Annotated in this window: 27 protein-coding genes and 1 tRNA gene; 14 read left to right on the plus strand and 14 right to left on the minus strand. The window is 71.7% G+C overall.

What is annotated here, in order from left to right; genetic code table 11:
- The first annotated feature begins 207 nt into the window (after positions 1 to 207).
- Both ACSMHG_RS08850 and ACSMHG_RS08855 read left to right on the plus strand, forming a co-directional pair.
- Positions 208 to 411: a hypothetical protein gene (locus ACSMHG_RS08850; RefSeq protein WP_435743812.1), complete on the plus strand. Its 204-nt coding sequence runs from the start codon at positions 208 to 210 to the stop codon at positions 409 to 411.
- Positions 412 to 499: 88 nt separating this feature from the next.
- Positions 500 to 1,189, plus strand: a complete 690-nt coding sequence (locus tag ACSMHG_RS08855) for a pilus assembly protein TadG-related protein (RefSeq protein ID WP_435743814.1) — start codon at positions 500 to 502, stop codon at positions 1,187 to 1,189.
- Positions 1,190 to 1,235: 46 nt separating this feature from the next.
- Here the strand turns inward: ACSMHG_RS08855 and ACSMHG_RS08860 are convergent, their stop codons facing one another.
- From ACSMHG_RS08860 to ACSMHG_RS08875, 4 genes are all read right to left on the minus strand, one after another.
- The gene (locus ACSMHG_RS08860) at positions 1,236 to 1,781 is read right to left on the minus strand and encodes a hypothetical protein (protein WP_435743816.1); all 546 of its coding nucleotides are present in this window, start codon (positions 1,779 to 1,781) and stop codon (positions 1,236 to 1,238) included.
- Positions 1,778 to 2,419, minus strand: coding sequence for a hypothetical protein (locus ACSMHG_RS08865; RefSeq protein ID WP_435743818.1), 642 nt, complete (start codon positions 2,417 to 2,419; stop codon positions 1,778 to 1,780). The genes ACSMHG_RS08860 and ACSMHG_RS08865 overlap by 4 nt, the downstream gene beginning before the upstream one ends.
- Positions 2,416 to 3,795 carry a hypothetical protein gene (locus ACSMHG_RS08870; RefSeq protein ID WP_435743820.1) on the minus strand — a complete coding sequence of 460 codons (1,380 nt, stop codon included), beginning with the start codon at positions 3,793 to 3,795 and terminating at the stop codon, positions 2,416 to 2,418. Before ACSMHG_RS08870 ends, ACSMHG_RS08865 begins: the two co-directional genes overlap by 4 nt.
- Positions 3,796 to 3,944: 149 nt before the next feature.
- Positions 3,945 to 4,340 carry a hypothetical protein gene (locus ACSMHG_RS08875; protein WP_435743822.1) on the minus strand — a complete coding sequence of 132 codons (396 nt, stop codon included), beginning with the start codon at positions 4,338 to 4,340 and terminating at the stop codon, positions 3,945 to 3,947.
- A 90-nt stretch (positions 4,341 to 4,430) separates the two neighbouring features.
- On the opposite strand from ACSMHG_RS08875, the gene ACSMHG_RS08880 reads away from it, so the two are divergent.
- On the plus strand, positions 4,431 to 4,817 hold the full coding sequence (locus ACSMHG_RS08880) for a DUF192 domain-containing protein (protein ID WP_435743824.1): 387 nt from the start codon (positions 4,431 to 4,433) through the stop codon (positions 4,815 to 4,817).
- A gap of 7 nt (positions 4,818 to 4,824) precedes the next feature.
- Here ACSMHG_RS08880 and ACSMHG_RS08885 read toward each other — a convergent pair whose 3' ends face one another.
- From ACSMHG_RS08885 to ACSMHG_RS08910, 6 genes are all read right to left on the minus strand, one after another.
- Positions 4,825 to 5,100, minus strand: a complete 276-nt coding sequence (locus ACSMHG_RS08885) for a hypothetical protein (RefSeq protein ID WP_435743826.1) — start codon at positions 5,098 to 5,100, stop codon at positions 4,825 to 4,827.
- Between the two features lie 57 nt (positions 5,101 to 5,157).
- Positions 5,158 to 6,234, minus strand: coding sequence for an SGNH/GDSL hydrolase family protein (locus ACSMHG_RS08890; RefSeq protein ID WP_435743828.1), 1,077 nt, complete (start codon positions 6,232 to 6,234; stop codon positions 5,158 to 5,160).
- Position 6,235: 1 nt separating this feature from the next.
- Positions 6,236 to 6,868 (minus strand): hypothetical protein, encoded by a 633-nt coding sequence (locus tag ACSMHG_RS08895; protein WP_435743830.1) that lies wholly within the window; start codon positions 6,866 to 6,868, stop codon positions 6,236 to 6,238.
- 84 nt (positions 6,869 to 6,952) lie between these two features.
- The gene (locus tag ACSMHG_RS08900) at positions 6,953 to 8,014 is read right to left on the minus strand and encodes a serine/threonine-protein kinase (RefSeq protein ID WP_435743833.1); all 1,062 of its coding nucleotides are present in this window, start codon (positions 8,012 to 8,014) and stop codon (positions 6,953 to 6,955) included.
- 123 nt (positions 8,015 to 8,137) lie between these two features.
- Positions 8,138 to 9,166 (minus strand): sodium:calcium antiporter, encoded by a 1,029-nt coding sequence (locus ACSMHG_RS08905; RefSeq protein ID WP_435743835.1) that lies wholly within the window; start codon positions 9,164 to 9,166, stop codon positions 8,138 to 8,140.
- Between the two features lie 124 nt (positions 9,167 to 9,290).
- A tRNA-Leu gene (locus ACSMHG_RS08910) sits at positions 9,291 to 9,379 on the minus strand.
- A gap of 78 nt (positions 9,380 to 9,457) precedes the next feature.
- Between ACSMHG_RS08910 and ACSMHG_RS08915 the strand changes: the two genes are divergently transcribed.
- A complete protein-coding gene (locus ACSMHG_RS08915; protein ID WP_435743837.1) occupies positions 9,458 to 10,783 on the plus strand; it encodes a M20/M25/M40 family metallo-hydrolase in 1,326 nt (441 codons plus the stop codon).
- A 104-nt stretch (positions 10,784 to 10,887) separates the two neighbouring features.
- Here ACSMHG_RS08915 and ACSMHG_RS08920 read toward each other — a convergent pair whose 3' ends face one another.
- Positions 10,888 to 11,106, minus strand: coding sequence for a DUF5703 family protein (locus ACSMHG_RS08920; protein WP_435743840.1), 219 nt, complete (start codon positions 11,104 to 11,106; stop codon positions 10,888 to 10,890).
- Positions 11,107 to 11,121: 15 nt separating this feature from the next.
- Positions 11,122 to 12,069: an aldo/keto reductase gene (locus ACSMHG_RS08925; protein WP_435743843.1), complete on the minus strand. Its 948-nt coding sequence runs from the start codon at positions 12,067 to 12,069 to the stop codon at positions 11,122 to 11,124.
- Positions 12,070 to 12,142: 73 nt separating this feature from the next.
- On the opposite strand from ACSMHG_RS08925, the gene ACSMHG_RS08930 reads away from it, so the two are divergent.
- On the plus strand, positions 12,143 to 12,967 hold the full coding sequence (locus tag ACSMHG_RS08930; protein WP_435743845.1) for an undecaprenyl-diphosphate phosphatase: 825 nt from the start codon (positions 12,143 to 12,145) through the stop codon (positions 12,965 to 12,967).
- A 153-nt stretch (positions 12,968 to 13,120) separates the two neighbouring features.
- Here ACSMHG_RS08930 and corA read toward each other — a convergent pair whose 3' ends face one another.
- A complete protein-coding gene (gene corA, locus ACSMHG_RS08935; protein WP_435743847.1) occupies positions 13,121 to 14,101 on the minus strand; it encodes a magnesium/cobalt transporter CorA in 981 nt (326 codons plus the stop codon).
- A 54-nt stretch (positions 14,102 to 14,155) separates the two neighbouring features.
- Here corA and ACSMHG_RS08940 point away from each other — a divergent pair, with 54 nt between their 5' ends.
- Genes ACSMHG_RS08940 through mshC form a run of 4 tightly spaced genes read left to right on the plus strand, consistent with a single transcriptional unit; the run spans position 14,156 to position 17,518 of the window.
- A complete protein-coding gene (locus ACSMHG_RS08940; protein WP_435743849.1) occupies positions 14,156 to 14,875 on the plus strand; it encodes a histidine phosphatase family protein in 720 nt (239 codons plus the stop codon).
- Positions 14,876 to 14,884: 9 nt separating this feature from the next.
- Complete coding sequence (locus tag ACSMHG_RS08945; protein ID WP_435743851.1) at positions 14,885 to 15,463, plus strand: DUF3090 domain-containing protein; 579 nt, start codon at positions 14,885 to 14,887, stop codon at positions 15,461 to 15,463.
- 27 nt (positions 15,464 to 15,490) lie between these two features.
- Positions 15,491 to 16,255 (plus strand): SCO1664 family protein, encoded by a 765-nt coding sequence (locus ACSMHG_RS08950; protein ID WP_435743853.1) that lies wholly within the window; start codon positions 15,491 to 15,493, stop codon positions 16,253 to 16,255.
- Positions 16,256 to 16,279: 24 nt separating this feature from the next.
- Entirely contained in the window at positions 16,280 to 17,518 is a 1,239-nt protein-coding gene (mshC, locus tag ACSMHG_RS08955) for a cysteine--1-D-myo-inosityl 2-amino-2-deoxy-alpha-D-glucopyranoside ligase (RefSeq protein WP_435743855.1), read from the plus strand.
- A 45-nt stretch (positions 17,519 to 17,563) separates the two neighbouring features.
- On the opposite strand, the gene ACSMHG_RS08960 is transcribed toward mshC, so the two are convergent.
- A complete protein-coding gene (locus ACSMHG_RS08960; protein ID WP_435743857.1) occupies positions 17,564 to 18,421 on the minus strand; it encodes a PAC2 family protein in 858 nt (285 codons plus the stop codon).
- 196 nt (positions 18,422 to 18,617) lie between these two features.
- On the opposite strand from ACSMHG_RS08960, the gene metH reads away from it, so the two are divergent.
- From metH to ACSMHG_RS08985, 5 genes are all read left to right on the plus strand, one after another.
- Positions 18,618 to 22,298 (plus strand): methionine synthase, encoded by a 3,681-nt coding sequence (gene metH / locus ACSMHG_RS08965; protein WP_435743898.1) that lies wholly within the window; start codon positions 18,618 to 18,620, stop codon positions 22,296 to 22,298.
- A gap of 1 nt (position 22,299) precedes the next feature.
- Positions 22,300 to 22,989, plus strand: coding sequence for an HAD family hydrolase (locus ACSMHG_RS08970; protein WP_435743859.1), 690 nt, complete (start codon positions 22,300 to 22,302; stop codon positions 22,987 to 22,989).
- A 122-nt stretch (positions 22,990 to 23,111) separates the two neighbouring features.
- Complete coding sequence (locus tag ACSMHG_RS08975) at positions 23,112 to 23,582, plus strand: hypothetical protein (protein ID WP_435743861.1); 471 nt, start codon at positions 23,112 to 23,114, stop codon at positions 23,580 to 23,582.
- 72 nt (positions 23,583 to 23,654) lie between these two features.
- A complete protein-coding gene (locus ACSMHG_RS08980; RefSeq protein ID WP_435743864.1) occupies positions 23,655 to 24,950 on the plus strand; it encodes a sensor histidine kinase in 1,296 nt (431 codons plus the stop codon).
- Positions 24,940 to 25,566: a response regulator gene (locus tag ACSMHG_RS08985; RefSeq protein WP_435743867.1), complete on the plus strand. Its 627-nt coding sequence runs from the start codon at positions 24,940 to 24,942 to the stop codon at positions 25,564 to 25,566. The genes ACSMHG_RS08980 and ACSMHG_RS08985 overlap by 11 nt, the downstream gene beginning before the upstream one ends.
- Positions 25,567 to 25,647: the final 81 nt, after the last annotated feature.

Consider the following 25,647-nt stretch of genomic DNA (forward strand, 5'->3'; position numbering starts at 1 on the left):
CGCCATGGTCGTGGCTGGGCCCGGAGGGGTCTCGTGGTGGGTCTCGGAATGGGCCTGCGCCTGGGCCCCGGGACCCCCGCTCACCGGCCGCGGCCGGCATAGATTCCTGGTCGTCGGAAGGGAACACCACACCGGCACCGACCACAGGCTTGCGGCCCGCTCCGGGGGCGGGCCGCCGTACCACCCCACAGGAAGAGGTTGATCAGGATGAACAAGGTTCTCGAGGCTCTGCTCGCTTTTCAGGCCTACGTGCTCACCGCTCGCGACGACGAGCGTGGCCAGGGCACCCTGGAGTACGTCGGCATGATCATCGTCGCCGCCGGCATCGTCGTCCTGGTGCTCGAGGCGGCCAACGCCATCGACCTGGGCGCGGTCTTCAGCGAGGCCGTCAACTCCGTCACCGGGGGCTGACCTGAAGCACGACCGCTCCTCGACGCGGGTCCCGGGCACCCCGGGGCCCGCGTCGCCGTGCGTCCGGACCGGCGCAGGAAGGCTCGACATGCTGACCGACCACCTCCGCCGTTCCCGACGCGACGGGTTCGGCCAGATCACGACCGGGCTGGTCATGGTGGTGAGCGTCGCCCTCATCGCCGTCGCGTTCTCAGGCGTGGCCCTGCTCTCCCGCGGCGTGGACGAGAAGTCCCAGGCCCAGAGCGCCGCGGACGCGGCAGCACTGGCCGGAGCCGGTGCACTGCGGGACCTCATCGGTGAGCTGCTGGACCTGGTCACCAGCAAGGGCGGCCTCGGTGGCACGGCCGGTTGCGCCCTGGGTCGTGACCTTGCGAGCACCTACGCCGAGAAGAACGACGCGACCCTCACCGACTACTGCTTCGACCTGGCCAGCGGAGAGGTGCGGGCCTCGGTGCGGATGCAGGAGCCGGTCAGCGACGAGGTCGACGCCGCGGAGGCGAGCGCGGTCGCCTCGACCGGCCTCGACCTCTCCTCCTGCACCTGGCAGGACGAGGAGCCGCCTCCGCCGAGCCCGACACCCACGGCGACACCGAGCGCCACCGCCACGCCCTCCGACGGCCCGACCGCGAGCCCGGAGCCGCCGCCGCCACCGCCGGACCTCGGCACCACGCTCAGCTGCGGGCCGCTGACCGCGGAGTTCGTCATCGACGGCGAGACCGGGCTGTTGTCGCTGGCCGGCTTCGAGCTCGGCGGCCTCACCCCGAGCCTGGTCGAGTAGCGCCGCCCGACGTCGTCCCGAGGGCCCGCCGGACGTCACCCGGATGTCAGCGACGCCGGCGGAGCGCCACCAGCCCGCCCAGCCCGACGCCCAGCATCGTGAGCGAGGCGAGGGCGGCGGCCCCCCGTACGACGAGCCCGGCGGTCCCGAACGTGGAGGGCGCGGAGATCGCCAACGGAGCGATGCCCGCGGCGCCTGAGCAGGCCAGCACCGACCCGGACGGGTACGAGTCGACGCTGAACAGTGGATCGAGGTTCTCACCGTCGAGCGTGATCGCAGGGGTCGACAGGACCCTGAGCTCCGACATCTTCGCGGTGCTCTGCTCGGTGCCGCGCCGGCTCAGCAGCCGGCAGCCCAGGTCCGACGGAGCGACGCCGGCCTCGCCCGAGGCGCCGTAGACGATCACCTGCGAGCCGAAGAGGCCGGGGTCGGGCAGGGGGACCTCGCGCGGATCGGCGGCGACGACGGCCCGACCTCCGTCGGGCGGAGCCGAGTCGATGGTCACCGCGAGGTACGCCGCGACGACCGCGCCGACCAGGCAGGCCACGGCGCCCAGACGGAGGACCAGGACCTGTGCGGGGCTGATCCTCATGCGGCGGCGGAAGCGTCCACGGCGAAGGTGCGTAGGATCCGACTGACCTCGGACGTCTCGAACTCAGCACTCGGCGCGAGCGCGACGACGTTGATGATGAGGTCGTCACCGGCCTGCTGGAAGAGCTGCCAGTACGTCACCTCGACGTCCTCGGTGCCGCTGCCGGGACGCACCTCCTTCCACGTCACCAGGTACGCCGGGCCGAGGTCCTCGTCGGTGGCCGGCAGCTGTGAGCGCTCGACCTCGGCACCCGGCCCGGCCGCCGACTTCGCGGTCTCGAGGGCGAAGGACTGCTCGGCAGCCGACGAGGTCGGATCGACGTCGCGGATGATGGCGACCCGCTGCGGGAGCGACTCGACCTCCGAGGGCTTCTCCAGCACCAGCATCGGCTCACCGTTGGAGCTCTGGGTCCGCTGTTGCTGGAACTCACCGGGCGCGCCGATGGTGAAGCCCGTGCCCTCGATGGTCGAGTAGTCGGCGGGAAGGTCGATCATCGTGACCCCCATCGAGGGACTGTCGGTCGGTTCGTAGACCGCGCCGGCCTCCTCGGACGGGTCGGAAGCGTCACCTCCGCAGGCCGCCAGGCCGAGCGCGAGGGCGGCCACGAGGACCGGCGTGGTCAGGAGCTGACGTGTCACAGGCCGCAAGCCTCCCAGTTCACCCATTGCGTGCCGTCCCAGTATTGCGCCCCGGTGGTGGACATCGAGTCCGTCGAGACGCTGGCGGAGACGCCGAGCTGGATCCCGAGCTTGCCCGCGGCATCGAGGCCGAAGACGGTGTTGCTCTCGGTGTCGTAGTCCTGCTGCGTGACGGTGCCGTTGTCCAGGGCTGCCTGGATGAAGCCTGGGACGGCGAGAGCGCCGACGCTGGAGAGGGCCGGGTTCACCCAGGGGCCGAGGGTCCCCACGCCCTGCGCCAGCAGGAACTGCTGGGCTGCCGAACGGTTGATCGCGTTGTCGGTGTCGAGCGTCGCCTGGTAGATCCGCAGCCTTCCCTCCTGGTTGCCGAGGTCGGCATCGGCGTCGCCCCCGAAGAGCGCGGACGCGACGCCGGAGGAGGAGCCCGCGGCCGTCGCCGTGGTGGACACCCGGACCATGTTGCCCTCGGAGTCGAAGGTGACGGCGGTGACGACCTCGGCGGAGCCCGAGAGGTCCGCGCCCTGGAACTGCGGGTTGCCCTCGGTGTCGACACCGAGGCTCTGCAGCCCGGCCTTTCCGGAGACGGTCGACTTCAGATAGATCGTGACGGACCCGTCGCGGTTGGTGCGGGTGCCGAGCATCTGTGCCGCGCTCACACCGGCGGACGCCCGGTCGAGAAGTCCGGTGGCCTCTGCGCTCGCGTTGAGGGAGACACCGCCCTCGGCGTAGACCTCGTCCGGCTCGGGCAGGTCGTTGCTGATCCCGATCACGTCCGTGGCCCGGTCGGCGAGCCAGCGGATCGGCCCACCGTCGCCGGCCACGGTGTCCTTGACCTGGTCCTGGGTCAAGGCGTCCAGCACGTCGTCGATGTCGTCCTCGTCGGCGTAGTACACGTCGCCGTTGCGGATGCCGACCGAGGCACCAGCCTGCGCGGTGGCGCTGCCGCCGGCGGTCCTGTCGTTCACGGTCACGGTCAGGCCCCCGCCCACGCCGACCTCCGCGCCGGCTGCCTCGCGGTCGGTCACCGAGACGCGGTACTCACCGTTGCTGAGCTTCTGGATCTCGATGCGGCGACCGTCCTCGGCCGTGACGACGACGACGGAGATCTTCTGGTTGCGCTCGACGCCGTCCTGGGTCAGGACGCAGGGATCGGTGGGCTCACGGGACTCTGCGGCGGACGGGGGCGCGCAGCTGCCCTGGCCTGCCGTGACGACCAGGCACATCCAGTACGCGTAGGTCTCACTGATCCTCTTGCCCTGCGGAAGCGCCGCCATCAGCACCCCGAGGATCACCAGGGCGGCGATGATGGTGACGCCGACCGTCTCGAGCGTGGCCGCGCCACGCTCGTCCGGCCGACGTCCGTCTGCAGCCCCCATGGTCCTGCCTTCCCTGCTGGGGCGCCGGTCGGCAGCCCTCGTCCACGACGACGTCCAGCCAATCGGTCCCGTGGAGCCTTCGTCTAGGTCCCCGGGCCCGCGTGCGGGCCCATCCGTCGGAACGCTCGTCGGCGCTGCTGCGCGGCCGCTCAGCTCCACTGGTACGGCACGGCCGCGCGCACGCTCTCGCGGAGGTCGGCAGTGCGCGCGCTCACGGTCACCACGCCGACCCACAGCACCAGATCGATGACGAAGGTCGCGGGTCCCGGGTCGAGCACCAGCTGGCCCAGCAGCGCCCGGCCGGACCAGGCCGCGGGAGAGACGAGATAGGCGAGCGCCCCGGCGGCTGCGGCTCTGACCACCACACCGGGGCCGTCGTACGCTCGCCGCATGACGAGGCGGGTGAGCAGGACCAGGACGACGGCGGTGAGCAGCGTCCTGAGCACCACGGTGGCGGTGGCGCTGCCGGCCGGCAGGGTGAGGACCAGGGCGGCGAGCCACGCGACCAGGGCCCCGAGGGCCAGGGTGAGGGCGAGTCGCCCCATCAGTCGAAGGTCCATCGGCAGCCTCTGTCGTCCTTCCGTCCGTGTGGTGCCTGGGAATGGTCCCACCTCGACGGCCGGCGCAAACCTCAGATGACGCGGCCGCGCCGGGTCCTCGGCCCGGGCGACCGGGTGCTGCTGTGCGATGGTCGGCCCGTCGCGCCGCTCGAGGTCGCCGAGACGACGCGAGCCCGCCGGCGCGGTCTCCTCGGGACCGACGCGGTGGTCGGCGCCCTGTGGATCACGCGGTGTCCCTCGGTGCACATGGTCGGGATGCGCTATCCGATCGACGTCGCCGTGGTCGACCGCCGCGGCCGGGTGCTGACGGTGGCCACGCTTCGTCGGCACGTCGGGATGACCCGTCCCCGCCTCCGTGCCAGCGCGACCATCGAGGCCGCAGCCGGTGCGATGGACGCCTGGCGGGTCCAGCGGGGCTCTGTCCTGGCGATCGGAGAGGTGACGGCGGCCGACGCCGGATGACCGGACGTCACCAGAGCAGGTCGACCACCAGCGCCGCCGCGCCCAGGACCAGGGCCACGAAGGCGACACCCGGCGCCCACCGTCGTCGGGCCCCGAGCAGTGCCACCGTTGCGAGGAGCCCGCCGAGGAAGGCCGGGTAGCCGACCGCCTTGCCCCGGGCGGCGTCCTCGAGCGCTCGAGGCGTGTCCTCGAAGTGCAGGCCGAGGATGAGGGCGTGGAGCACCAGCAGGACGCAGCCCAACAGGCTGGCCGTCGCGATCGCGCGGACCGTGCCGGTGCTCATCGCCGCACTCCCTCCTCGCCTGGCAGGACCGCCAGCGTAGCGACGAGTGCCACCGGCTCAGGGATAGCGCGGGTTCTCCAGCTGCTGCTGGACGAGCTCGGCGATGGCGGCGTGACCGGCGGCGTTCGGGTGGAAGCTGCTGGGGTCGGCGACCGAGAACCCGGGACCCCCGAGGTCGAGGTCGTTGATCCACGGCTCGTCACTGCCGATCCCGTGCCCCTCGAAGGCCGACGTCGGGTCGACGAACTCCACGCCCGCCTCCGCGGCGGCTGCGGCGAGCATCGCGTTGAGATCGGCGCCCATCTGGTTCATCCACCGCTGGTCCTCGGCGAAGAGCAGGTTGTTGAAGCTGTCGGAGGGGTTCTCGACGAAGAGTGGCGGATAGCCGATGATGATGACCCGAGCGTTGGGCGCGCGCTCTTGGATCTCCCGGTAGCGCTGGACGAGGTCGTCGCTAAGCCGCGGGAGATCGTCCCGGATCCGCTGGTCGTGCTTCTCCTGACAGCTGTCGAGGAAGCCGACGCCGCGCTCGCCGTTGACGATGCAGTCCTTCACGACGTCGGCGAACCCGAGGTCGTTTCCGCCCATGGTCATGGTCACGAGCGAGACGCCGTCGTCCAGGCTGTCGTACTGCGGGTCCTCTCCTGAGTTGCTGTGGTTCGGGTGGTCGAGGTCGTTGGCCACCGCCCCAGAGCACGCGACGAAGGAGAACCCCCCGGCGAAGTCGTTGTCGCCCGCGACGACCTGGGAGTAGGCGCTCTCCGAGCGGTGGCAGCGGTTGTGGTCCTCCTCGTGGTCGTTGAAGGGCCAGAGGTCGTCACGGTCGTCGAAGTCCGTGCCGTCCTCGTAGTCCCAGGCGCCCTCACCGGAGGAGTAGCTGTCGCCCAGCGCGACGTACTGGCCGCTGGTCGCCTGCTCCAGCGGCGTCTCACCGACGCCGGGGACGGTGCACCCGTCCCGCTCGACGACGCTGCAGACGGCAGCCGAGAACGCATCGCGCACCGAGCTGCCGACCGGGGTGACCAGGAGGGCCAGGACGAGGAAGGCGGCGAGGATCGTCCCGCCGACGTACTCGACGGTGCCGGCACCGCGCTCGTCGGCTCGGGCGCCGCGGAGTGGGGGAGTCGCCCGCATCTCACGGAGCTTCCGGGAGCGCGGCGACCGCGTTGGCGAGGACCTCGGGGTCGGGCGTTGCCCGGAGTGCGTACGACATGAGCAGGACCGCTGCGTCGCCCCGCGGGACGAGCAGCACGTCCGCGGTGACAGGCAGGTCGCCTTGGGAGGTCTGGCGCCATGCCACGCTCTCGGCCGGGGCCCCGTCGACGGTCAACGGCTCGACGGCGAAGCGGGCCTCCGGGCTGTCCGGCCGGCTGCCGGTCGCCGCGTACTCCGTGCAGTCGGTCAACGCCGCACGCAGGTTCGCGACCACCCCGGAGGCGACATCGGAGCGGTAGACGCGAACATGCTGCTCGAGGAACGGGCCGAGCGGACCCCGGGAGAACCGGATGCTCGTCGCCCGGACAGGGTCCTCCGGCTCGAGGTCGACGCCGCAGACCTCGACCCGGTAGTCGAGGCCCTGTGAGTTGCTGTCGCTCCAGCCTGGTGGGAGGTCGTCTGCAGAGATCAGCAGGTCGGTGCTGCGCAGCGGCGGCTCCTCGGCGACGCCGCGTTCGCCTTCCCCCGTGCCGCAGGAGCTCAGCAGGATCGAGACGCCGAGGAGTGCAGCCAGGGGGCGGGAGAGGAGTCGGGGGACGAGGGAGCCGGTCACGCGACCGACGCTAGGACCGCGCCGCGGTCCTGCCGTGGGTCCGAGGTCCCAGCTGTGCGCCCAACCGGCCGGGCGCTCGATCCGTCAGCGGAGCAGCAGCACCCCGGAGAGCGCGAGCAGCAGCAGGCCGAGACCCGTGAGGGCGGCCACCGCGAGGACCGACGGTGGCGAGGACGTGTTGTCGGACGGCGCCGCCGACGAGACCGGGGACGAGACGGATGGGCCGGCCGACGACGGAGCCCCTGCGCCCAGCGGAAGCGCGGTGGTCGCCGGCAGGACCGCGGTCCCGGAGAGGACCGTCGTGGCAGCCGTTGGCGACCCCGCTACCGCCGGATCCCCGTGTCCGGAGAACTGGTCGAGCACCTCCACCTCGCCCGGGTCCCAGGCCTCGGCCAGGCCCTCGCGGACAGCGCGCAGGTCCTCGAGCAGCGCATCGGCGGTGGGCGGGCGCCGGTCCGGGTCGGGATCGGCAGCCGCCTCCAACAGTGCGCCCAGCGGGGTTCGCGGGACCTCGGCAGCGGAGAACGGCGGCGGGTGCCCGAGCAACATCTCGAGCCCGACCATCGCAGCTGCGTAGAGGTCCTGCCTCGGGTCTGGATCCGCACCGGAGCGCTGCTCGGGAGGCATGTACCCCGGCGTACCCAGGGTGGTCGACGACAACGTCATCCGCGGCTGGTCGACCGGGATGGCGATGCCGAAGTCGGTGAGCCGCACGTGCGGGGGGTTGCTGCCCGTCGGTTCGAGCAGGAGGTTCGCCGGCTTCACGTCTCGGTGCACGATGCGGGCGGCGTGGACGGCCGCCAGGGCAGACAGGGTCTGTTCGAGGACCGTCACGACCCACGTGTCCGACAGCGGCCCCCAGTCACCGACCAGCGTGGCGACGGACCCGCCTCGGACGAGCGGCATGGTGAACAGCACCGAGTCGTCCTCGCCGCACCAGTTGAGGGGCGTGACGACGTGGGGATGGTGGATGCGCGTCGCCTGCTCGCGCATGAACCGCAGCAAGGAGCCGGCATCGCTGTGCCGCAGCACCTTGGCAGCGCGGACCTGCCCGTCCAGCTGGTCCCGGACCACCCACACCGAGCCCATCCCGCCATCGGCGATCGGCGCCAGCATCTCGTAGCGGCGGGCGAAGATCGCGTTCATCGGGCCAGGCTCCGGGCTCGCTCGCCGCACTGGCGGGAGTCCGGCGGCACCATGGCGCGTATCGTACGCACCGGCGGCCTTCCGCGGGGCAGACCGCACGCCGGGGCCGCGCTGGCCGGTCGGTCAGCCGGTCGCCACGACCGTCACCACGCCTCCGATGTAGAGGACGAAGAGCGCGACGCTCTCGAACCCGATGCCGCCCGGCCCGCGTTCCTCGCGGCGGATCAGGCCCATCAGCAGGACCGCGGTCATCAAGGCGCCGAGCGCGGTCCAGAACACCACGCTCTCCGAGACGGCCTGGTAGATCGAGCCGTCCAGGTAGGCCACGTCGGAGAAGGCGGCGAACAGGGTGTCGTACGCGTTGCCACCGATGATGCCGGCCACGGCGAGGGTGAGGGCGCCGTTGCGGACGGCGGCGATCGTCGTCACGAGCTCGGGGAGGGAGGTGGCGGTGGACGTGAAGAGGGTGCCGACGATCGCCTGGCCGAGGCCGGTCTCGGCGGCGATCACGCCGGCACTGCGCTCGAGGAGCCAGCCGGTGACGCCGAGGGCGGCCGCGAGGCCGAGGAAGACGACGACCAGGCGTCGCAGCGACTCGCGCTTGTTCTCCTCCTCGGGCTCGTCGACGCGCGTCTCGCGGGTCGACGCCGGCGCCCACATCGCCTCGGTCTGCGTCCTGCGGACCAGGTGCACGCCGTAGAGGTAGGAACCGAGCAGCAGCGGGGTCACGACGTGGACGTGGGCGATGGTCCACCCCGGCATCGCGAAGGCGACGAGCAGCCAGGACATCTGGGCCATCAGCAGGGCGCCCTGCATCATGTTGCCGATCGAGGCGGCGGCATGCTCGAGGTTGGCCCGGCGGTAGGCGAGGTCGGCGATCGCGAGGAACAGCGTCTGCACCGCGATGCCGCCCACCGCGTTCGACACCGCGAGCTCGGGACGGCCGGACCAGGCGGCGCTGACCGACAGGACGCTGCCGCTCAGGGAGGTGACCGCGCCCATGAGGACCGCGCCGGCGACGGCCTCCCCGATGCCCGTGCGGTCGGCGAGGTGGTCCACGACCCCGGCCAGCCGGGTCCCGGCGACCCCGATGACCGCTGCGCAACCCGCGAAGAGGACCCACGCGACGGTGAGCGGCATGGTCGCGAGCACGAGGTTCCTTCCGGTCGGGCGCGGGTTCGCCGCCTCGGTGCCCCATCCGTCCGCCACCTACGCGGTCGACCATCGGGAACGACGAAGCCCCCTCGCGGCGTACCGGAAGGGGGCTTGGTCGAAGTGGTGTCCGAGGGGGGACTTGAACCCCCACGCCCTAATACGGGCACTAGCACCTCAAGCTAGCGCGTCTGCCAATTCCGCCACCCGGACGAGTGCGGAGAAACCGTACTACAGAGCTGTCGTCCCCACGGAATCGGGCCGTGCCCGCGTCGGTGTCATGCTGGCGCCATGCCGAACGAGGACCGGACGACCGACCCCGCCCGCGAGGTCGTGGAGATCTGCCGCGACCTGATCCGCATCGACACCTCCAACTACGGCGACCAGGAGGGCCCGGGGGAGCGCAAGGCCGCCGAACTCGTGGCCTCGCTGCTCGACGAGGTGGGCATCGAGCCGCGGCTCTACGAGTCCGAGCCCGGGCGCACGTCGGTGGTCGCGCACTGGGGCGGTACGCCGGGGGCCTCGGCCGAGCAGGGCGCGCTGCTGCTGCACGGCCACCTCGACGTGGTGCCTGCCGCGGCTGAGGACTGGCAGGTCCACCCGTTCTCGGGCGAGGTCCAGGACGGCTACGTGTGGGGCCGCGGCGCGGTCGACATGAAGGACTTCGACGCGATGCTGCTCTCGGTCGTCCGCGACCGCCAGCGCTCCGGCCGCGTGCCGTCCCGGCCGATCGTGCTCTGCTTCACGGCGGACGAGGAGGCCGGCGGCCACAAGGGCGCCGAGGTCCTCGTCGAGCAGCACCGTGAGGAGCTCGAGCACTGCACCGAGGCGGTCGGCGAGGTCGGCGGCTTCAGCACGACGGTGCGCGGGCGCCGGGTCTACCTCATCGAGGCGGCCGAGAAGGGCATGGCCTGGATGCGCCTCACCGCCCGCGGTCGCGCCGGGCACGGCTCGATGATCAACCCGGAGAACGCGGTCACCCGGCTGTCGCAGGCCGTGGCCCGGATCGGCGCGCACGAGTGGCCGGTTCGCCTGACGCCGACCATGGAGGTGCTGCTCGCCACCGTCGCGGACATCGCCGGGACCGAGGCGACGCCCGAGAACGCGCGCGCCCTGATCGAGGAGTTCGGCGGAGCAGCCCGGATGCTCGGCGCCGTCATCGGCAACACGACCAACCCGACGATGCTCTCGGCCGGCTACAAGGTCAACGTGATCCCGACCGAGGCCACCGCGCACGTCGACGGCCGGTTCCTGCCCGGCTTCGAGGACGAGTTCTTCGCGACGCTGGCGGAGCTCACGGGCGAGGGCGTTGAGATCGAGCACGTCTCCCACCAGCAGCCGTGGGAGACGCCGTACGAGGGTCGCCTCGTGGACGCGATGACGCGGTCCATCCTCGCGGAGGACGACGAGGCCGTCGTCGCGCCGTACCTCATGAGCGGCGGGACCGACGCCAAGCACTTCCGCAAGCTGGGCATGCGCTCCTACGGGTTCGCGCCGCTCCGGCTGCCGGCCGACCTCGACTTCACCGCGCTCTTCCACGGCGTGGACGAGCGGGTCCCGGTGGACGCGCTGGAGTTCGGGGCCCGCGTCTTCGATCGGTTCCTCGACCAGGTCTGAGCCTGCGAAGACCTGGTCAACGGTGGTCGAGCAGCGGCACGGCCGAGCCTGCGAAGCCGAGACCGAGCGTGTCGAGGCCTGGTGGGACGGCCAGCGACCCGTCGTCAGGCGGTCCGCACCGCCCGGATGATCTTGCGGCGCAGCACGACACGACGGGTGCCGTCCGGCGTGATCCGGACCCGGTCCAGCTCCCACCCGCCGTGCTCGGCGCGCTCGACCAGGAGCTTGGTGACGACGTTGCGGGGGAACTCGCGGGAGAACGTCACCTTGTCGAACTCCCACTCGACCCCACGACCCAGCGGAACGCGATGGACTCGGGACATGGGCCCCATTCTCCGCTACTCCGCCGACACGTCGTCGAGGGCCTCGATGATCTCGGCCGGGAGCGTCAGCTCCTCCACGGTGAGCGCACCGCGCAGCTGCTGAGCGGTCCGCGCACCCACCACCGGAGCCGTCACGCCGGGCTGGTCGCGGACCCACACCAGCGCCACCTCCAGCGGGCTCCACCCCAGGCCGTCGGCGGCCCGGGCGACCGACTCGACGATGCCGGCCGAGCGCTCACCGAGGTAGGCGCCCACGAACGAGGCGAAGTGCGAGGACGCGGCGCGGGAGTCCGACGGCGTGCCGGAGCGGTACTTGCCGGTCAGGACCCCACGGCCCAGCGGCGACCACGGCAGGACGCCGAGACCCAGCGCCTGGCAGGCCGGGATGACCTCCGCCTCGACCGCGCGGTTGAGCAGCGAGTACTCCACCTGCGTGGAGGCGAGGGGCGTGCGGCCGGGAACGGCGCGCTGCCAGGTCGCGGCCTGCGCCGTCTGCCAGCCGGAGTAGTTCGAGACGCCGACGTACGACGCACGCCCCGACGTGACCGCGAGGTCGAGGGCGCTCAGCGTCTCCTCCAGTGGCGTCTCGTCGGACCAGATGTGCACCTGCCAGAGGTCGACGTGGTCGACGCCGAGCCGCCGCAGCGACGCGTCGAGGGTCGAGAGCAGGTGTCCGCGGGAGGTGTTGTACTCCCGGCCGCCCCGGCGGGCGCTGATGCCCGCCTTGGTCGCCAGGACCACCTCGTCGCGCGCCACCACGTCGCCGATGAGCGTGCCGATGAGCTCCTCGGACGCACCGTTGCCGTAGCCGGCCGCGGTGTCGACCAGCGTCCCGCCCGCCTCGGCGAAGGCGATCAGCTGGTCGCGCGCCTCGTGCTCGTCGGTGTCGCGACCCCACGTCATCGTGCCCAGCCCCAGACGCGAGACCTTCAAGCCGGTGGCACCCAGAGACCTGTGCTGCATGGCGACAACGTAGTGGCCGACGCCCCGCGGGCGGTCCCCGGCTCGCGGGCGCCGGTCCGTAGGATCACCGCCCGTGTGGGATCTCCTCAAGGCCGTCGTCCTCGGCACCATCCAGGGCCTGACCGAGTTCCTGCCGATCTCCAGCAGCGCGCACCTGCGGATCTTCCCCGAGCTCTTCGGGTGGGGGGACCCCGGCGCGGCGTTCACGGCCGTCGTCCAGATCGGGACCGAGCTGGCCGTCCTCATCTACTTCCGCCACGACATCTGGCGCATCGCCACCACGTGGCTGAAGTCGCTGGTCCGGCCGGAGTACCGCGGCCACCTGGACGCGCGGATGGGCTGGTTCATCATCATCGGCTCGCTGCCGATCGTGATCCTCGGCATCGCGCTGAAGGACGTCATCGAGTCGGACTTCCGGAGCCTGTGGATCATCGGCACGACCCTGGTCGTCCTCGGCATCGTGCTCGGCGTGGCCGACCGGTTCGGGTCGACGCACAAGTCGATCAAGCAGCTCTCCCTGCGCGACGCGGTGCTCATGGGGCTGGCCCAGGCCTGCGCCCTGGTGCCGGGCGTGTCGCGCTCGGGGGCGACCATCTCGATGGGGCGTGCGCTCGGCTACGAGCGCGAGGCCGCCACCCGCTACGCGTTCCTCCTGGCCATCCCCGCCGTCGTCGGCGCCGGGCTCTTCGAGCTCAAGGAGATCCCGGGTGGGGACAACACCTACGGGTGGGCGCCCACGCTGACCGCCACCGTCGTCTCCTTCATCGTGGGGTACGCCGCCATCGCGTGGCTGCTGCGGTACATCTCCACCCACTCCTACCGGCCGTTCGTGCTCTACCGGGTCGTTCTCGGCTCCGCCGTGCTGATCCTGCTCAGCACGGGCGCCTTGACGCCCTGACGCCGGGCGGGGGGCGGTCGTCGGACGTGCACAACCGCGACCTGAGACGGCGTTTCCGCAGGTCGTTCTCTCCGGACGAGGCGTTCTGTACGTTCGACGACGACCGGTGCCCGGCGATCACGCCGGTTCGGGGCTCCTCGTCGGATCCTCGGGCTACAGCCAACCGGAGCGCTTGAAGAAGATCCACAGGGCGCCGGACGAGCCGAACATCAGCGCGAGCGCGAACGGGTAGCCGAGCAGCCAGCCGAGCTCGGGCATGTGCTCGAAGTTCATGCCGTAGACGCCCGCGATGAGGGTCGGCACGACGACCAGCGCCGCGCCGGCGGAGATCTTGCGCATGTCGTCGTTCTGCTGCACCGAGATCCGCGCGAGGTGGGCGTCGAAGGCGGACGACAGCAGCGACTCGAGGTTGTCCACGACCTCCGCGACCTGGCCGAGGTGGTCGTGGACGTCGCGGAAGAACGGCGCCGACTCGGGGACGATCCCGTCGATCTCGCCGTCGGCCAACTTCCGCATGGGGTCGCGCAGCGGCTGGACGGCACGCCGCACCTCGGCCAGCTCCCGCTTGAGCGTGTAGATCCGCACGGAGTCGTTGGTGCGGTCCGGGGAGAACACCGACTCCTCCACCTCGTCGACGTCCTTCTGGAGCTGGCCCATCACCTCGCGGTAGGCGTCCACGACGGTGTCGCAGACGGCGTACACGACGGCGGAGGGGCCGTGGTCGAGGACCGTCCGCTTCGCCTCCAGCGACCGGCGGGCCGCGGTCAGCTCCGAGCCCGCCCCGTGACGCACCGTGACGACGAAGTCCGCGCCGACGAACATGCTGATCTCGCCCGTCTCGACGGCGTCCTCCTCGTCGACGTACCAGAGCGGCTTGAGCACCAGGAACAGGCTCTCGGCGTACCGCTCGAGCTTGGGCCGCTGGTGTGCCTTGACGGCGTCCTCCACCGCGAGCGGGTGGAGGCCGAACGCGTCGGCCACGTTCGCCAGCTCCTCGGCCGTCGGGTCGTGGAGGCCCAACCAGACGAAGTCGCCGGGCTGCTGCACCCCGCACCGCAGCTCGGCGAACTCGTCGGGTCCGCAGTCGACCGGCACCCGGCTGCCGGCGCGGTACAACGCGCTGTCGACGATCACACGAGCACGGTAGCCGCAGGGGACCCGACCACGGTGGGACTAGGGTCCCAGGCCATGGCCACCGTCATCCTGGTCCGGCACGGGCGCACCACCGCCAACGCCAGCGGCATGCTGGCCGGGCGCATGCCGGGGGTGAAGCTCGACGAGGTCGGGCAGCAGCAGGCGAGCTTCGCGGGCGAGCGGATGAAGGACCTGCCCGTGCACGCGATCGTCAGCAGCCCGCTCGAGCGGTGCCGCCAGACCGCGAAGGCGATCATGCAGGCCCAGCGGCCTCCGCTCACGCTGGTCACCGACAAGGGCATCACCGAGTGCGACTACGGCGAGTGGCAGGGCCGCCAGCTGCGCGACCTGGCCAAGGAGAAGCTGTGGGCGACGGTGCAGTCGCAGCCCTCCGCCGCCGAGTTCCCCGGCGGTGAGTCGCTGGCGGCGATGCAGGCGCGGGCGGTGGCGACCGTGCGCCGGCACGACGCGCTCGTCGAGTCGGCCCACGGCGCCGGCGGCGTGTGGGTGGCGGTGAGCCACGGCGACATCATCAAGTCCGTGCTCGCCGACGCCCTCGGGATGCACCTCGACCTCTTCCAGCGCCTCAACGTCGACCCCGCCTCGATCTCGGTGGTCCGCTACACCGGGTCGCGCCCCTACGTGCTGGCGACCAACACGCACGCCGGTGACCTCTCCTGGCTGGCGGCGAAGCCGACCCGCAAGGGGCGGGGGTCCTCCCGACCGGCGGACGCCGCGGTCGGCGGGGGAGCCGGTCCTTCGGCGGCCCCCTAGGGTGAGGTCATGGCACCACTCGTCCACGGGTTCGACCCGCCGGAGCGCTTCGTCGCCGGCACCGTGGGACCCCCGGGTTCCCGCACCTTCTTCCTCCAGGCACGCAGCGGCTCGCGGCTGGTGAGCGTCGCGCTCGAGAAGCAACAGGTCGCGGCCCTGGCCGAGCGCGTGGACGAGCTGCTCGACGAGGTGATGCGGACGACGGGCAACGAGACGGTCGTCCCGGCCGTCGCCCCGCTGGACCTCGAGGACACCGACCCCCTCGAGCAGCCCATCGAGGAGGAGTTCCGCGCCGGCACGATGACGCTGTCGTGGGACCCGGACGACGAGCGGGTCGTCATCGAGGTGTTCCCGTTCACCGAGGCCGCCGTGGTCGCCCCCGACCAGGTCGACCAGGACTTCGAGGAGCCGGACCCCGAGGAGGTCTTCCTCGTCCGGGTCCCCGCCGGCGTCGCGCGGGCCTTCGTCAAGCGGGCCGCGCACGTCCTCGAGGCGGGCCGGCCCAGCTGCCCGTTCTGCGGCGGCCCGATCGACCCCGACGGCCACCTGTGCGTGCGTGCCAACGGCTTCCGGCGGCGCGACCCCTGAGCCGGCCCACGCACGCCGGGAGCTCGCATGAACGAGGTTGACCTGGAGGGCGCGGACCTGCTCCTCCACGGGAGGATCATGCCCGCGAGCAACGCGACCTTCGTCGGCACCGTGGGCGAGGTGAAGGTCGTCTACAAGCCGGTCGCGGGGGAGCGGCCGCTGTGGGACTTCCCCGACGGCGACCTCGCGTCGCGGGAGGTCGCGGCGTATGCCGTCTCCGAGGCCACCGGTTGGAACGTGGTGCCGCGGACCTGGCTCCGCGACGGGCCGCACGGCCCGGGAATGGTCCAGTGCTGGCAGGAGCCGGAGCCGGACCAGGCGGCGGTCGAGATCGTCCCGCACGGCGAGGTGCCCGACGGCTTCCGGCACGTCTTCGACGGTGTCGACGCGCGGGACCTGCCGGTGAGCCTGGTGCACGAGGACTCCGTGGCGCTGCGCCGGATGGCGGTCTTCGACGTCGTCGTCAACAACGCCGACCGCAAGGGCGGGCACGTCCTCGAGATGGCCGACGGCCACCGCTACGGCGTCGACCACGGGATCACCTTCCACCACGAGCACAAGCTCCGCACCGTGCTGTGGGGCTGGCTGGGGGAGCCGCTGCGCGCGGAGGAGGTCGAGGTGCTGCACCGCCTGGTCACGGCGGTCGGCGGGGATCTGGGCGAGCGGCTGGCGCCCCTGCTCACCGACCTCGAGATCGACGCCTTCGAGCGCCGGTGCCGTCGGCTGCTGGACCGCGGGGTGATGCCCGCGCCGTCGGGCGAGATGCCGGCCATCCCGTGGCCGCCGTTCTGAGCGCGGGTCGTTAGGCTGCCCGGCATGCGTGCCTGGCCGTCCCCGGAGATCCCCACCCTGCCCGTGACGGGCCCCCCGGTGCGGGTCCACGACACCCCGAGCGGGTCCCTGCTGGACGTCACGCCCGACGGGCCGGCCCGCCTGTACGTCTGCGGGATCACGCCGTACGACGCCACCCACCTCGGCCACGCCGCGACGTACGTCGGCTTCGACCTGCTGAACCGCGCCTGGCGCAACGCCGGCCACGACGTGACCTACGTGCAGAACGTGACCGACGTCGACGACCCGCTCCTGGAGCGTGCCACCAAGGTCGGCACCGACTGGACCGAGCTGGCCGAGCGGGAGACCGAGCTGTTCCGCCAGGACATGGCCGCGCTGCGCGTGCTGGCGCCCGACCACTACGTCGGCGCCGTCGAGTCGATCCCGCTCGTCATCGAGCTCATCGAGCGGCTGCAGTCCGCCGGAGCGGTCTACCGCGTCGAGGACGACTGGTACATGTCGGTGACCGCCGACCCGGCGTTCGGCGAGGAGTCCGGCTACGACCGAGAGCGGATGCTGGCGCTCTACCCCGAGCGGGGCGGCGACCCTGACCGGCCGGGGAAGAAGGACCCGCTCGACTGCATCGTGTGGCGCGGCGAGCGCGAGGGCGAGCCGTCGTGGCCCAGCCCGTTCGGACCGGGGCGACCCGGCTGGCACGTGGAGTGCACGGCCATCGCGCTCGAGCACCTCGGCGGGGCCTTCGACGTGCAGGGCGGCGGCAGCGACCTGGTCTTCCCCCACCACGAGATGTGCGCCGGCCACGCCCAGGTGGTGGCGCCGGGCACGCCCTTCGCGCGCACCTACGTGCACGCCGGGATGGTCGGGTACGACGGCGAGAAGATGTCGAAGTCGCGGGGCAACCTCGTCTTCGTCTCGGCCCTGCGCAACAGCGACGTCGACCCCGCGGCCATCCGGCTGGCCCTGATGCGCCACCACTACCGCGCGGACTGGGAGTGGACCGACGGCGAGCTCTGGGACGCCGTCGACGCCCTCGCCGACTGGCGGCGCGCTCTCTCGCTGGGCGCGGGCGCCCCGGCGGGACCGGTCGTCGCCGAGGTCCTCACGGCGCTCGCGGACGACCTCGACGCCCCGCGCGCGGTCGCTGCGGTCGACGGCTGGGTCCGGGCGACGCTCGGCACCGACGGGCTCGCCGACACCACCGACCCCGACGCCGCGGTGACGATGCTCGCCCTGCTCGACGCCGCGCTGGGCCTCGCGGTCTGATCCTGCCGGCCGCCGGGTAGTCGGCCCCAGGTCGGCCGGCTCGGCTCAGCCGACGCCGCCCTCGTCGCCCCGGCGCTTGAGGTAGCGCTCGAACTCGCGGGCGATCGCCTCACCGGACGCCTCGGGGAGGTCGGTGGTGTCGCGGGTCTCCTCGAGCGCGCGGACGTAGTCGGCCACGTCCTCGTCCTCCTCGGCGAGCTCGTCCACGCCGCGCTCCCACGCCCGCGCGTCCTCCGGGAGGTCGCCGAGCGGGATCGAGACCTCGAGCAGGTCCTCGAGCTGGCCGATCAGCGCGAGCGAGGCCTTCGGGCACGGCGGCTGCGCGACGTAGTGGGGCACGGCGGCCCAGTAGGACACCGCGGGGATGTCCAGGCGGACGCAGGCGTCCTGGAAGACACCGACGATGCCGGTCGGGCCCTCGTAGGTCGACTGCTCGAGCTTGAGCCGGTCGACGAGCTCGGGCTCCGTCGCGGTGCCGGTCACCGGGATCGGCCGGGTGTGCGGCGTGTCGGCGAGCAGCGCACCGAGCGTGACGACCAGCTCGCCCCCGAGCTCGTCGCAGGTGGCCAGCAGCTCCGCGCAGAACTGCCGCCACCGCATGTTCGGCTCGATGCCCCGCACCAGGATCACGTCGCGGGCCAGGTCGGGCGGCGAGGCGACGGCGATCTGGGTGGTCGGCCAGGTGATCCGCCGGTGGCCCAGCTCGTCGGTGCCGACGACCGGCCGGTTGACCTGGAAGTCGTAGAACTCCTCCGGGTCGATCGCGGCGACGATGCGCGCGCCCCAGACCTTGATCAGGTGGTCGACGACCGAGGAGGCGGCGTCCGCAGCGTCGTTCCAACCCTCGAAGGCAGCGATGACGATGGGGTCCACCAGCTCGGGCGTGTCCTCGATCTCGATCACCTCCCCAGCGTAGTCAGCGGTCGCGATTTCGCCGGGCCCGACGCCCGGTGTCACGATTCGGGCACCCTGTCCAGCACTCGGACGCCGTTCCTACGCTGGCGGGGCCGACCCGGCCCACCACTCGGAAGGAGCTGGCGTGCCCGACGACTCCGCGACGCCGTCCCACCGCCCCGACGCCACCGAGGCACTGACCGCGATGCTGCGCGAGCGGATCATGGTCATTGACGGCGCGATGGGCACGGCGATCCAGCGGGACCGTCCGGACGAGGCCGGCTACCGCGGGGAGCGGTTCGCCGACTGGCCCAGCGACGTGGTCGGCAACAACGACCTGCTCACCCTGACCCAGCCGCGACTGATCGAGGGCATCCACCGCGAGTACCTCGACGCCGGCGCCGACATCATCGAGACGAACACCTTCAACGCCAACGCGGTCTCGCTCGCGGACTACGGCATGGAGGAGCTGGCCTACGAGCTGAACGTCGCCGCGGCACGCCTGGCCCGCGAGGCGTGCGACGCGGTGGCCACTCCCGACCGCCCCCGGTACGTCGGGGGAGCGCTGGGCCCGACGACCCGCACCGCCTCGATCTCGCCGGACGTCAACGACCCGGCCGCCCGCAACGTCAGCTACGACCAGCTCGTCGCGGCGTACCTCACCGCGGCCCGTGGCCTGGTCGACGGCGGCGCGGACCTGCTGGTCATCGAGACGATCTTCGACACGCTCAACGCCAAGGCCGCGATCTTCGCGGTCGAGACGCTCTTCGAGGAGCAGGGCCGCCGCTGGCCGCTCGTCATCTCGGGCACGATCACCGACGCCTCGGGCCGGACGCTGTCGGGGCAGACCACCGAGGCGTTCTGGAACTCGGTGCGCCACGCCCGCCCGCTGGCGGTGGGCCTCAACTGCGCCCTCGGGGCCAAGGAGATGCGCCCCTACATCGCCGAGCTGAGCCGGGTCGCGGACACCTTCGTCAGCTGCTACCCCAACGCGGGGCTTCCCAACGCCTTCGGGGAGTACGACGAGGCCGCGGAGGAGACCGCCGCCGTCGTCCAGGAGTTCGCCGACGCCGGCTTCGTCAACCTCGTCGGAGGCTGCTGCGGCACCACGCCCGCGCACATCGGCGCCATCGCCGGCGCGGTCGCCGACCGCTCGCCCCGGGTGCCGCCCACCGTGGCGCCGGCGATGCGGCTCTCCGGCCTGGAGCCGTTCACCCTCGACGAGGACTCGCTCTTCGTCAACGTCGGCGAGCGCACCAACATCACGGGGTCGGCCCGCTTCCGCAACCTGATCAAGGACGGCGACTACGACACCGCCCTGTCGGTCGCCGCGCAGCAGGTGGAGAACGGCGCGCAGATCATCGACGTCAACATGGACGAGGGCATGATCGACGGCGTCGCGGCGATGGACCGCTTCCTCAAGCTGATCGCGAGCGAGCCGGACATCAGCCGGGTCCCCGTGATGGTCGACTCCTCGAAGTTCGAGGTGATCGAGGCCGGCCTGAAGAACATCCAGGGCAAGCCGGTCGTCAACTCGATCTCCATGAAGGAGGGCGAGGACCCCTTCCGCGCCCAGGCCCGCCTGTGCCGCAAGTACGGCGCCGCCGCGGTCGTCATGGCCTTCGACGAGGACGGCCAGGCCGACAACCTCGAGCGACGCAAGGCGATCTGCGAGCGCGCGTACCGGATCCTGGTCGACGAGGTCGGCTTCCCGGCCGAGGACATCATCTTCGACCCGAACGTCTTCGCCGTCGCGACCGGCATCGAGGAGCACGCGTCGTACGGGCGCGACTTCATCGAGGCGACCCGGTGGATCAAGGAGAACCTGCCGGGGGCGAAGGTCTCCGGGGGCATCTCCAACGTCAGCTTCTCCTTCCGGGGCAACAACCCGGTGCGCGAGGCGATCCACGCGGTCTTCCTCTTCCATGCGATCGAGGCAGGCCTCGACATGGGCATCGTCAACGCCGGCGCCCTGGTCGTCTACGACCAGGTGGAGCCCGAGCTGCGCGAGCGCATCGAGGACGTCGTGCTCGACCGCCGGCCCGACGCCGCCGAGCGGCTGCTGGAGATCGCGGAGTCGTTCAACAAGAAGGGCGAGGCGGCCGAGGCGGCTGCCGAGGAGTGGCGCTCGCTGCCGGTCGGCGAGCGGATCACGCACGCCCTCGTCAAGGGCATCGATGCCCACGTGGAGGCCGACACCGAGGAGCTGCGCCAGGAGATCGCCGCCCGCGGCGGGCGCCCCATCGAGGTCATCGAGGGTCCGCTGATGGACGGCATGGACGTCGTCGGAGACCTCTTCGGCTCCGGGAAGATGTTCCTTCCGCAGGTGGTGAAGTCGGCCCGGGTGATGAAGAAGGCCGTCGCCTACCTCATCCCCTTCATCGAGCAGGAGAAGATCGACAACCCGGCCCTGGCGACCGCCAAGGACACCAACGGCACCATCGTCATGGCGACCGTGAAGGGCGACGTCCACGACATCGGCAAGAACATCGTCGGCGTGGTGCTGCAGTGCAACAACTTCGAGGTGATCGACCTCGGGGTGATGGTGCCGCCGCAGAAGATCCTCGACACCGCCCAGGAGGTGGGCGCCGACGCGATCGGCCTCTCCGGCCTGATCACGCCGTCGCTCGACGAGATGGTCACCATGGCCACCGAGATGCAGCGCCTGGGTCTGGAGATCCCGCTGCTGATCGGGGGTGCGACCACGTCTCGGGCCCACACCGCGGTCAAGGTGGACCCCCGGTACGACGGCCCGGTCGTGTGGGTCAAGGACGCCAGCCGGTCGGTGCCGACCGTCGCGGCTCTCCTCCACGCGGACCGGCGCACCAAGCTGCTCGCCGACGTGAAGGCCGACTACGACGCCCTGCGCGCACGGCACTCGAACAAGTCCGACCGCCCGCAGCTGACCTACGAGCAGGCGCGCGCCAACGCCACCCCGATCGACTGGGACGGGTACGTCCCTCCGGCGCCGAAGCAGCCCGGCGTCCACGTGCTCGACGACTACGACATCGCCGAGCTGCGCGAGTACATCGACTGGCAGCCGTTCTTCAACGCCTGGGAGATGAAGGGCCGCTTCCCCGACATCCTGAACAACCCGGCGTCGGGGGAGACCGCCCGCAAGCTGTACGACGACGCGCAGGCGATGCTGGACACCGTCGTGGCGGAGAAGTGGCTGACCGCCCGGGCCGTCTACGGCTTCTTCCCGGCCGTCGCCGACGGCGACGACACGGTGCTGTACGCCGACCCCGAGCGGTCCCAGGTCGCGGCGACGCTGCACCACCTGCGCCAGCAGGGGCAGCACCGGCACGGCATCCCGAACCGCTCCCTGGCCGACTTCGTCGCGCCCCGCGAGACCGGCCTGACCGACCACGTCGGCGCCTTCGCCGTGACCGCCGGGATCGGCCTGCCCGAGCGGATCGCGGCGTTCAAGGCGGACCTCGACGACTACAACGCCATCCTGCTGGAGTCGTTGGCCGACCGCCTCGCGGAGGCCTTCGCCGAACGGCTGCACGAGCGTGTCCGCACCGAGTTCTGGGGCCACGCGCCGACCGAGTCGCTGACCAACGAGGACCTGATCGCCGAGAAGTACACCGGCATCCGGCCCGCGCCCGGGTACCCGGCCTGCCCGGACCACACCGAGAAGCGGACGCTGTGGCGGCTGCTCGACGTCGAGGCCAGCACCGGGATCGAGCTCACCGAGTCGATGGCCATGTGGCCGGGTGCCTCGGTGTCCGGCTGGTACTTCAGCCACCCGCAGTCGCAGTACTTCGTCGTCGGCCGGCTCGGCCGCGACCAGGTCGCGTCGTACGCCGAGCGGAAGGGCTGGACCCTCGCGGAGGCCGAGCGCTGGCTCTCCCCGAACCTCGGCTACGACCCGGAGGACTGAGGTGGCGGACCTCCCCGCCGCCGTCCTGTGGGACATGGACGGCACGCTCGTCGACACCGAGCCGTACTGGATCGACACGGAGTTCGAGCTCGCCGAGCGGTACGACGGGACGTGGTCGCGCGAGCACGCCCTCGCCCTGGTCGGCAACGACCTGATGGTCTCGGCGCGCTACATCCGCGCGCACATGGGCATCGACCTGGCCGCCGAGGAGATCGTGGAGGCGCTCCTCGACGGCGTCGTCTCGCGGGTGGAGCGGTCGGTCCCGTGGTGCGCTGGCGCCCGGGAACAGCTGGTCGCGCTCGCCGAGGCCGGTGTGCCGTGCGCCCTGGTGACGATGTCGTGGCGCCGCTTCGTCGAGCCGATCCTGGCGGAGCTGCCCGCGGGCACCTTCGCCGCCGTGGTGACCGGCGACCAGGTCACCCGTGGCAAGCCGCACCCCGAGCCGTACCTCAACGCGGCCGCCCTGCTGGGCGTCGAACCAGCGGACTGCCTCGCCGTGGAGGACTCGGCCACCGGTGCCACATCGGCGGCCGCCGCCGGGTGCCGGGTGCTGGTGGTGCCGAACCACGTCGAGGTGCCGCCCGGCCCGCGGCGTGCGTTCGCCGCCTCGCTCGTCGGCCTCGACCTCGCCGCGAGCTGGCACGCCGCCCTCGCCGCCACGGACGAGGAGCCCGGACGGGCCACCAGGTGACTACGCCTGCGGCCGGGAGGTCCTAGTACCACCGGACGATAGCGGGCTGCCCCCGAGGGGCGGCAGGATCGTGATCGCTCGGGAGCCTCGGATCTCCCCGGTACCACCAGGAGAGGTTCCTCATGTTCGTCCGACGTAGTCCCGTCATCGTGCTCGGCCTGGTGTTGAGCGCAGCGGCCCTCGTCCCCGCCCCCGCGGTGGCGAGTGATGGCGGGACTACGAAGGGCGGGACCTCCTCCTCGGACCTGACGCCGGTCCGCAACGCCGACCCGGCTCCCAAGCGGATCGACGACCCCGTCATGGAGTTCAGCTCCTGCGAGGGTTCCAGCAAGGTCAAGGTCCGGGCGACGCTCATGTCGAACGGCGAGATCGAGACCGTCGGCGTCGTCTTCAGCGACGACGACGACCTGTGGGACTGGAAGTTCAAGCACAACGGCGACTTCTCCTTCATGGGTGACGTCAAGGCCAAGGACAAGGACCGCTCGTTCCGGATCGTCCGGTCCATGGCTGACCTGGCCGGACCCGACGACGTGCTCTTCCGCGCGCAGAACACCCGGACCGGCGAGGTCTGCAAGGTCGAGACCACGGTCTGACCCGCCATCGGCGGCCACTCCTTATCCTGAGGGGGCACCGGCGTCCCGGTGCTGCTCAGAGAAGGAAGTCGTGTGCCAGCCCTGCGGAGCCCGGTCGTCCAGTTCCTGCTGCTGTCGGTCGTGACGATGGTCGCGATCATCGGGGGCACGAACGTCATCGCCGAGCGGGTCGCCCAGCAGGAGGCGATCGCCGAGGCACGGAACACCACTGAGGTCCTTGCCAACTCGGTCGCGCGTGCCGAGATCAACGAGCTCGACGAGCGTCTCCTCGAGGGGCGTGCGGGCGCGATCGACCGGTTCTACGGCTTCGCCGACCGAGCACTCCTGGTCGACAGCCCTCGAGCCGTCCGGGTCAACCTGTGGCTCTCGGACGGGACGCTGCTCTTCACCAACCGCTCTGGCTTGATGAAGTCGACGTTCGACCTCGGGAGCGACCGGCTCCGCGTGCTGCGTGAGGGGGGCACCGGCTACGAGCAGGTGGGCCGTCACGAGCCGGAGAACGCCGAGGAGGACCGGGGTCTCGACCTGGTGCGTGTCTACACCCCTATCAAGGTGCGCGGCGAGACCCTCCTCTTCGAGGTCTACTACTCGCTCGACCGCATCAAGGAGCGCCGCGAGGAGATCCTGCAACCGTTCCGCTGGCTCACGATCGGCTCGTTGGCCGGGCTCCTCCTGGTCGTGACACCGATCCTGTGGCTGCTGACCCGGCGCCTCACCGGCGCGGCCGAGGACCGTGAGCGGCTGTTGACCGCGGCCGTCGACGCCTCCGACGCCGAACGCCGACGGATCGCCCGGGACCTCCACGACGGGGTCGTCCAGGACATCGCGGGCACGACCTTCTCCATCACGGCGCTCTCCCGGGACGGCGCCATCCCCACCAGCGCCCGGCGGATGCTGGACGGAGCCGGTGACTCCCTGCGCGACAGCCTGCGCGCCCTGCGGTCGCTGCTCGCGGAGATCCACCCGCCGGACCTCCACGCCGCCGGCCTCGAGTCGGCCCTCGAGGACCTGATCGCGCCCGCGGCAACCGCCGGCATCGCGGCCTCGGTCAGTGTCGAGGGGATCGGCGACGCCTCCGACGCCGCGGTGGCACTGGTGTGGCGGGTGGCTCAGGAGGCGGTGCGCAACGCACTGCGGCACTCGGGCGCGTCGACCCTGACGGTCGCCGTGCGCGGCGGGAACGGCCACGTGGAGCTCGAGGTGGTCGACGACGGTGTGGGGTTCGACCCCACGGTCAGCGACCCCGACCGCTACGGTCTGAAGGGCCTGCGGAGCCTGGTCAAGGACATCGGCGGAGAGATCGACGTGGTGTCAGCGCCCGGCGAGGGGACGACCGTGCGGATGGAGGTGGCGAAGGGTGAGCGGTGAGCGGATCCGCGTCGTGCTCGTCGACGACCACGCCGTGATCCGCGCGGGCCTCGCCCAGCTGCTGGCCGGCACCGACGACATCGAGGTCGTCGGCGAGGCGGACAACGGCGCGACGGCGCTCGAGGTGGTCCGTGCCACCGCACCCGACGTGGTGCTGATGGACCTCCAGATGCCGGGCGTGGACGGCGTGACGGCGACCCGGAACATCCGCGCGGCCGGTCTCTCCGCCGACGTGCTGGTGCTGACGTCGTACTCCGACAGCGAGCGGATCGTCGGCGCGCTCGACGCCGGTGCGGTCGGCTACCTCCTCAAGGACGCGGAGCCGGACGACGTGCTGCACGGCATCCGAGCGGTCAGCCGCGGTGAGTCGCCGATCCATCCCCGCGCGGCCCGCGCCCTGCTCGGCGCTCGATCCGGTCCCGCCCCGGTCCAGCTCACCAGCCGGGAGTCCGAGGTGCTCGCGCTCGTCCGGGAGGGACTGGCCAACAAGCAGATCGCGCGCCGGCTCGGAATCAGCGAGCGCACGGTGAAGGCCCACCTCACCTCCGCCTTCGCCCGGATCGGTGTCACCGACCGCACCCAGGCGGCGTTGTGGGCGGAGCGCAACGGGATCTGACCGGCATCGTTGCCGTATCGCAACCTCCGAGACGCTGGCGGACACCGGACCCCGGGAGTACGTTCACGCGTCATCAGGGCC

It is taken from the genome of Nocardioides ureilyticus, assembly GCF_051280745.1.
Classification (GTDB): Bacteria; Actinomycetota; Actinomycetes; order Propionibacteriales; family Nocardioidaceae; genus Nocardioides.

Bases quoted from the DNA above. Each gene is read 5' to 3' on its own strand.
- ACSMHG_RS08850 (WP_435743812.1), top strand. From the start codon at position 208: ATGAACAAGGTTCTCGAGGCTCTGCTCGCTTTTCAGGCCTACGTGCTC.
- ACSMHG_RS08855 (WP_435743814.1), top strand. From the start codon at position 500: ATGCTGACCGACCACCTCCGCCGTTCCCGACGCGACGGGTTCGGCCAG.
- ACSMHG_RS08860 (WP_435743816.1), bottom strand. From the start codon at position 1,781: ATGAGGATCAGCCCCGCACAGGTCCTGGTCCTCCGTCTGGGCGCCGTG.
- ACSMHG_RS08870 (WP_435743820.1), bottom strand. From the start codon at position 3,795: ATGGGGGCTGCAGACGGACGTCGGCCGGACGAGCGTGGCGCGGCCACG.
- ACSMHG_RS08875 (WP_435743822.1), bottom strand. From the start codon at position 4,340: ATGGGGCGACTCGCCCTCACCCTGGCCCTCGGGGCCCTGGTCGCGTGG.
- ACSMHG_RS08880 (WP_435743824.1), top strand. From the start codon at position 4,431: ATGACGCGGCCGCGCCGGGTCCTCGGCCCGGGCGACCGGGTGCTGCTG.
- ACSMHG_RS08885 (WP_435743826.1), bottom strand. From the start codon at position 5,100: ATGAGCACCGGCACGGTCCGCGCGATCGCGACGGCCAGCCTGTTGGGC.
- ACSMHG_RS08890 (WP_435743828.1), bottom strand. From the start codon at position 6,234: ATGCGGGCGACTCCCCCACTCCGCGGCGCCCGAGCCGACGAGCGCGGT.
- ACSMHG_RS08900 (WP_435743833.1), bottom strand. From the start codon at position 8,014: ATGAACGCGATCTTCGCCCGCCGCTACGAGATGCTGGCGCCGATCGCC.
- ACSMHG_RS08915 (WP_435743837.1), top strand. From the start codon at position 9,458: ATGCCGAACGAGGACCGGACGACCGACCCCGCCCGCGAGGTCGTGGAG.
- ACSMHG_RS08920 (WP_435743840.1), bottom strand. From the start codon at position 11,106: ATGTCCCGAGTCCATCGCGTTCCGCTGGGTCGTGGGGTCGAGTGGGAG.
- ACSMHG_RS08925 (WP_435743843.1), bottom strand. From the start codon at position 12,069: ATGCAGCACAGGTCTCTGGGTGCCACCGGCTTGAAGGTCTCGCGTCTG.
- ACSMHG_RS08940 (WP_435743849.1), top strand. From the start codon at position 14,156: ATGGCCACCGTCATCCTGGTCCGGCACGGGCGCACCACCGCCAACGCC.
- ACSMHG_RS08945 (WP_435743851.1), top strand. From the start codon at position 14,885: ATGGCACCACTCGTCCACGGGTTCGACCCGCCGGAGCGCTTCGTCGCC.
- ACSMHG_RS08950 (WP_435743853.1), top strand. From the start codon at position 15,491: ATGAACGAGGTTGACCTGGAGGGCGCGGACCTGCTCCTCCACGGGAGG.
- mshC (WP_435743855.1), top strand. From the start codon at position 16,280: ATGCGTGCCTGGCCGTCCCCGGAGATCCCCACCCTGCCCGTGACGGGC.
- metH (WP_435743898.1), top strand. From the start codon at position 18,618: ATGCTGCGCGAGCGGATCATGGTCATTGACGGCGCGATGGGCACGGCG.
- ACSMHG_RS08975 (WP_435743861.1), top strand. From the start codon at position 23,112: ATGTTCGTCCGACGTAGTCCCGTCATCGTGCTCGGCCTGGTGTTGAGC.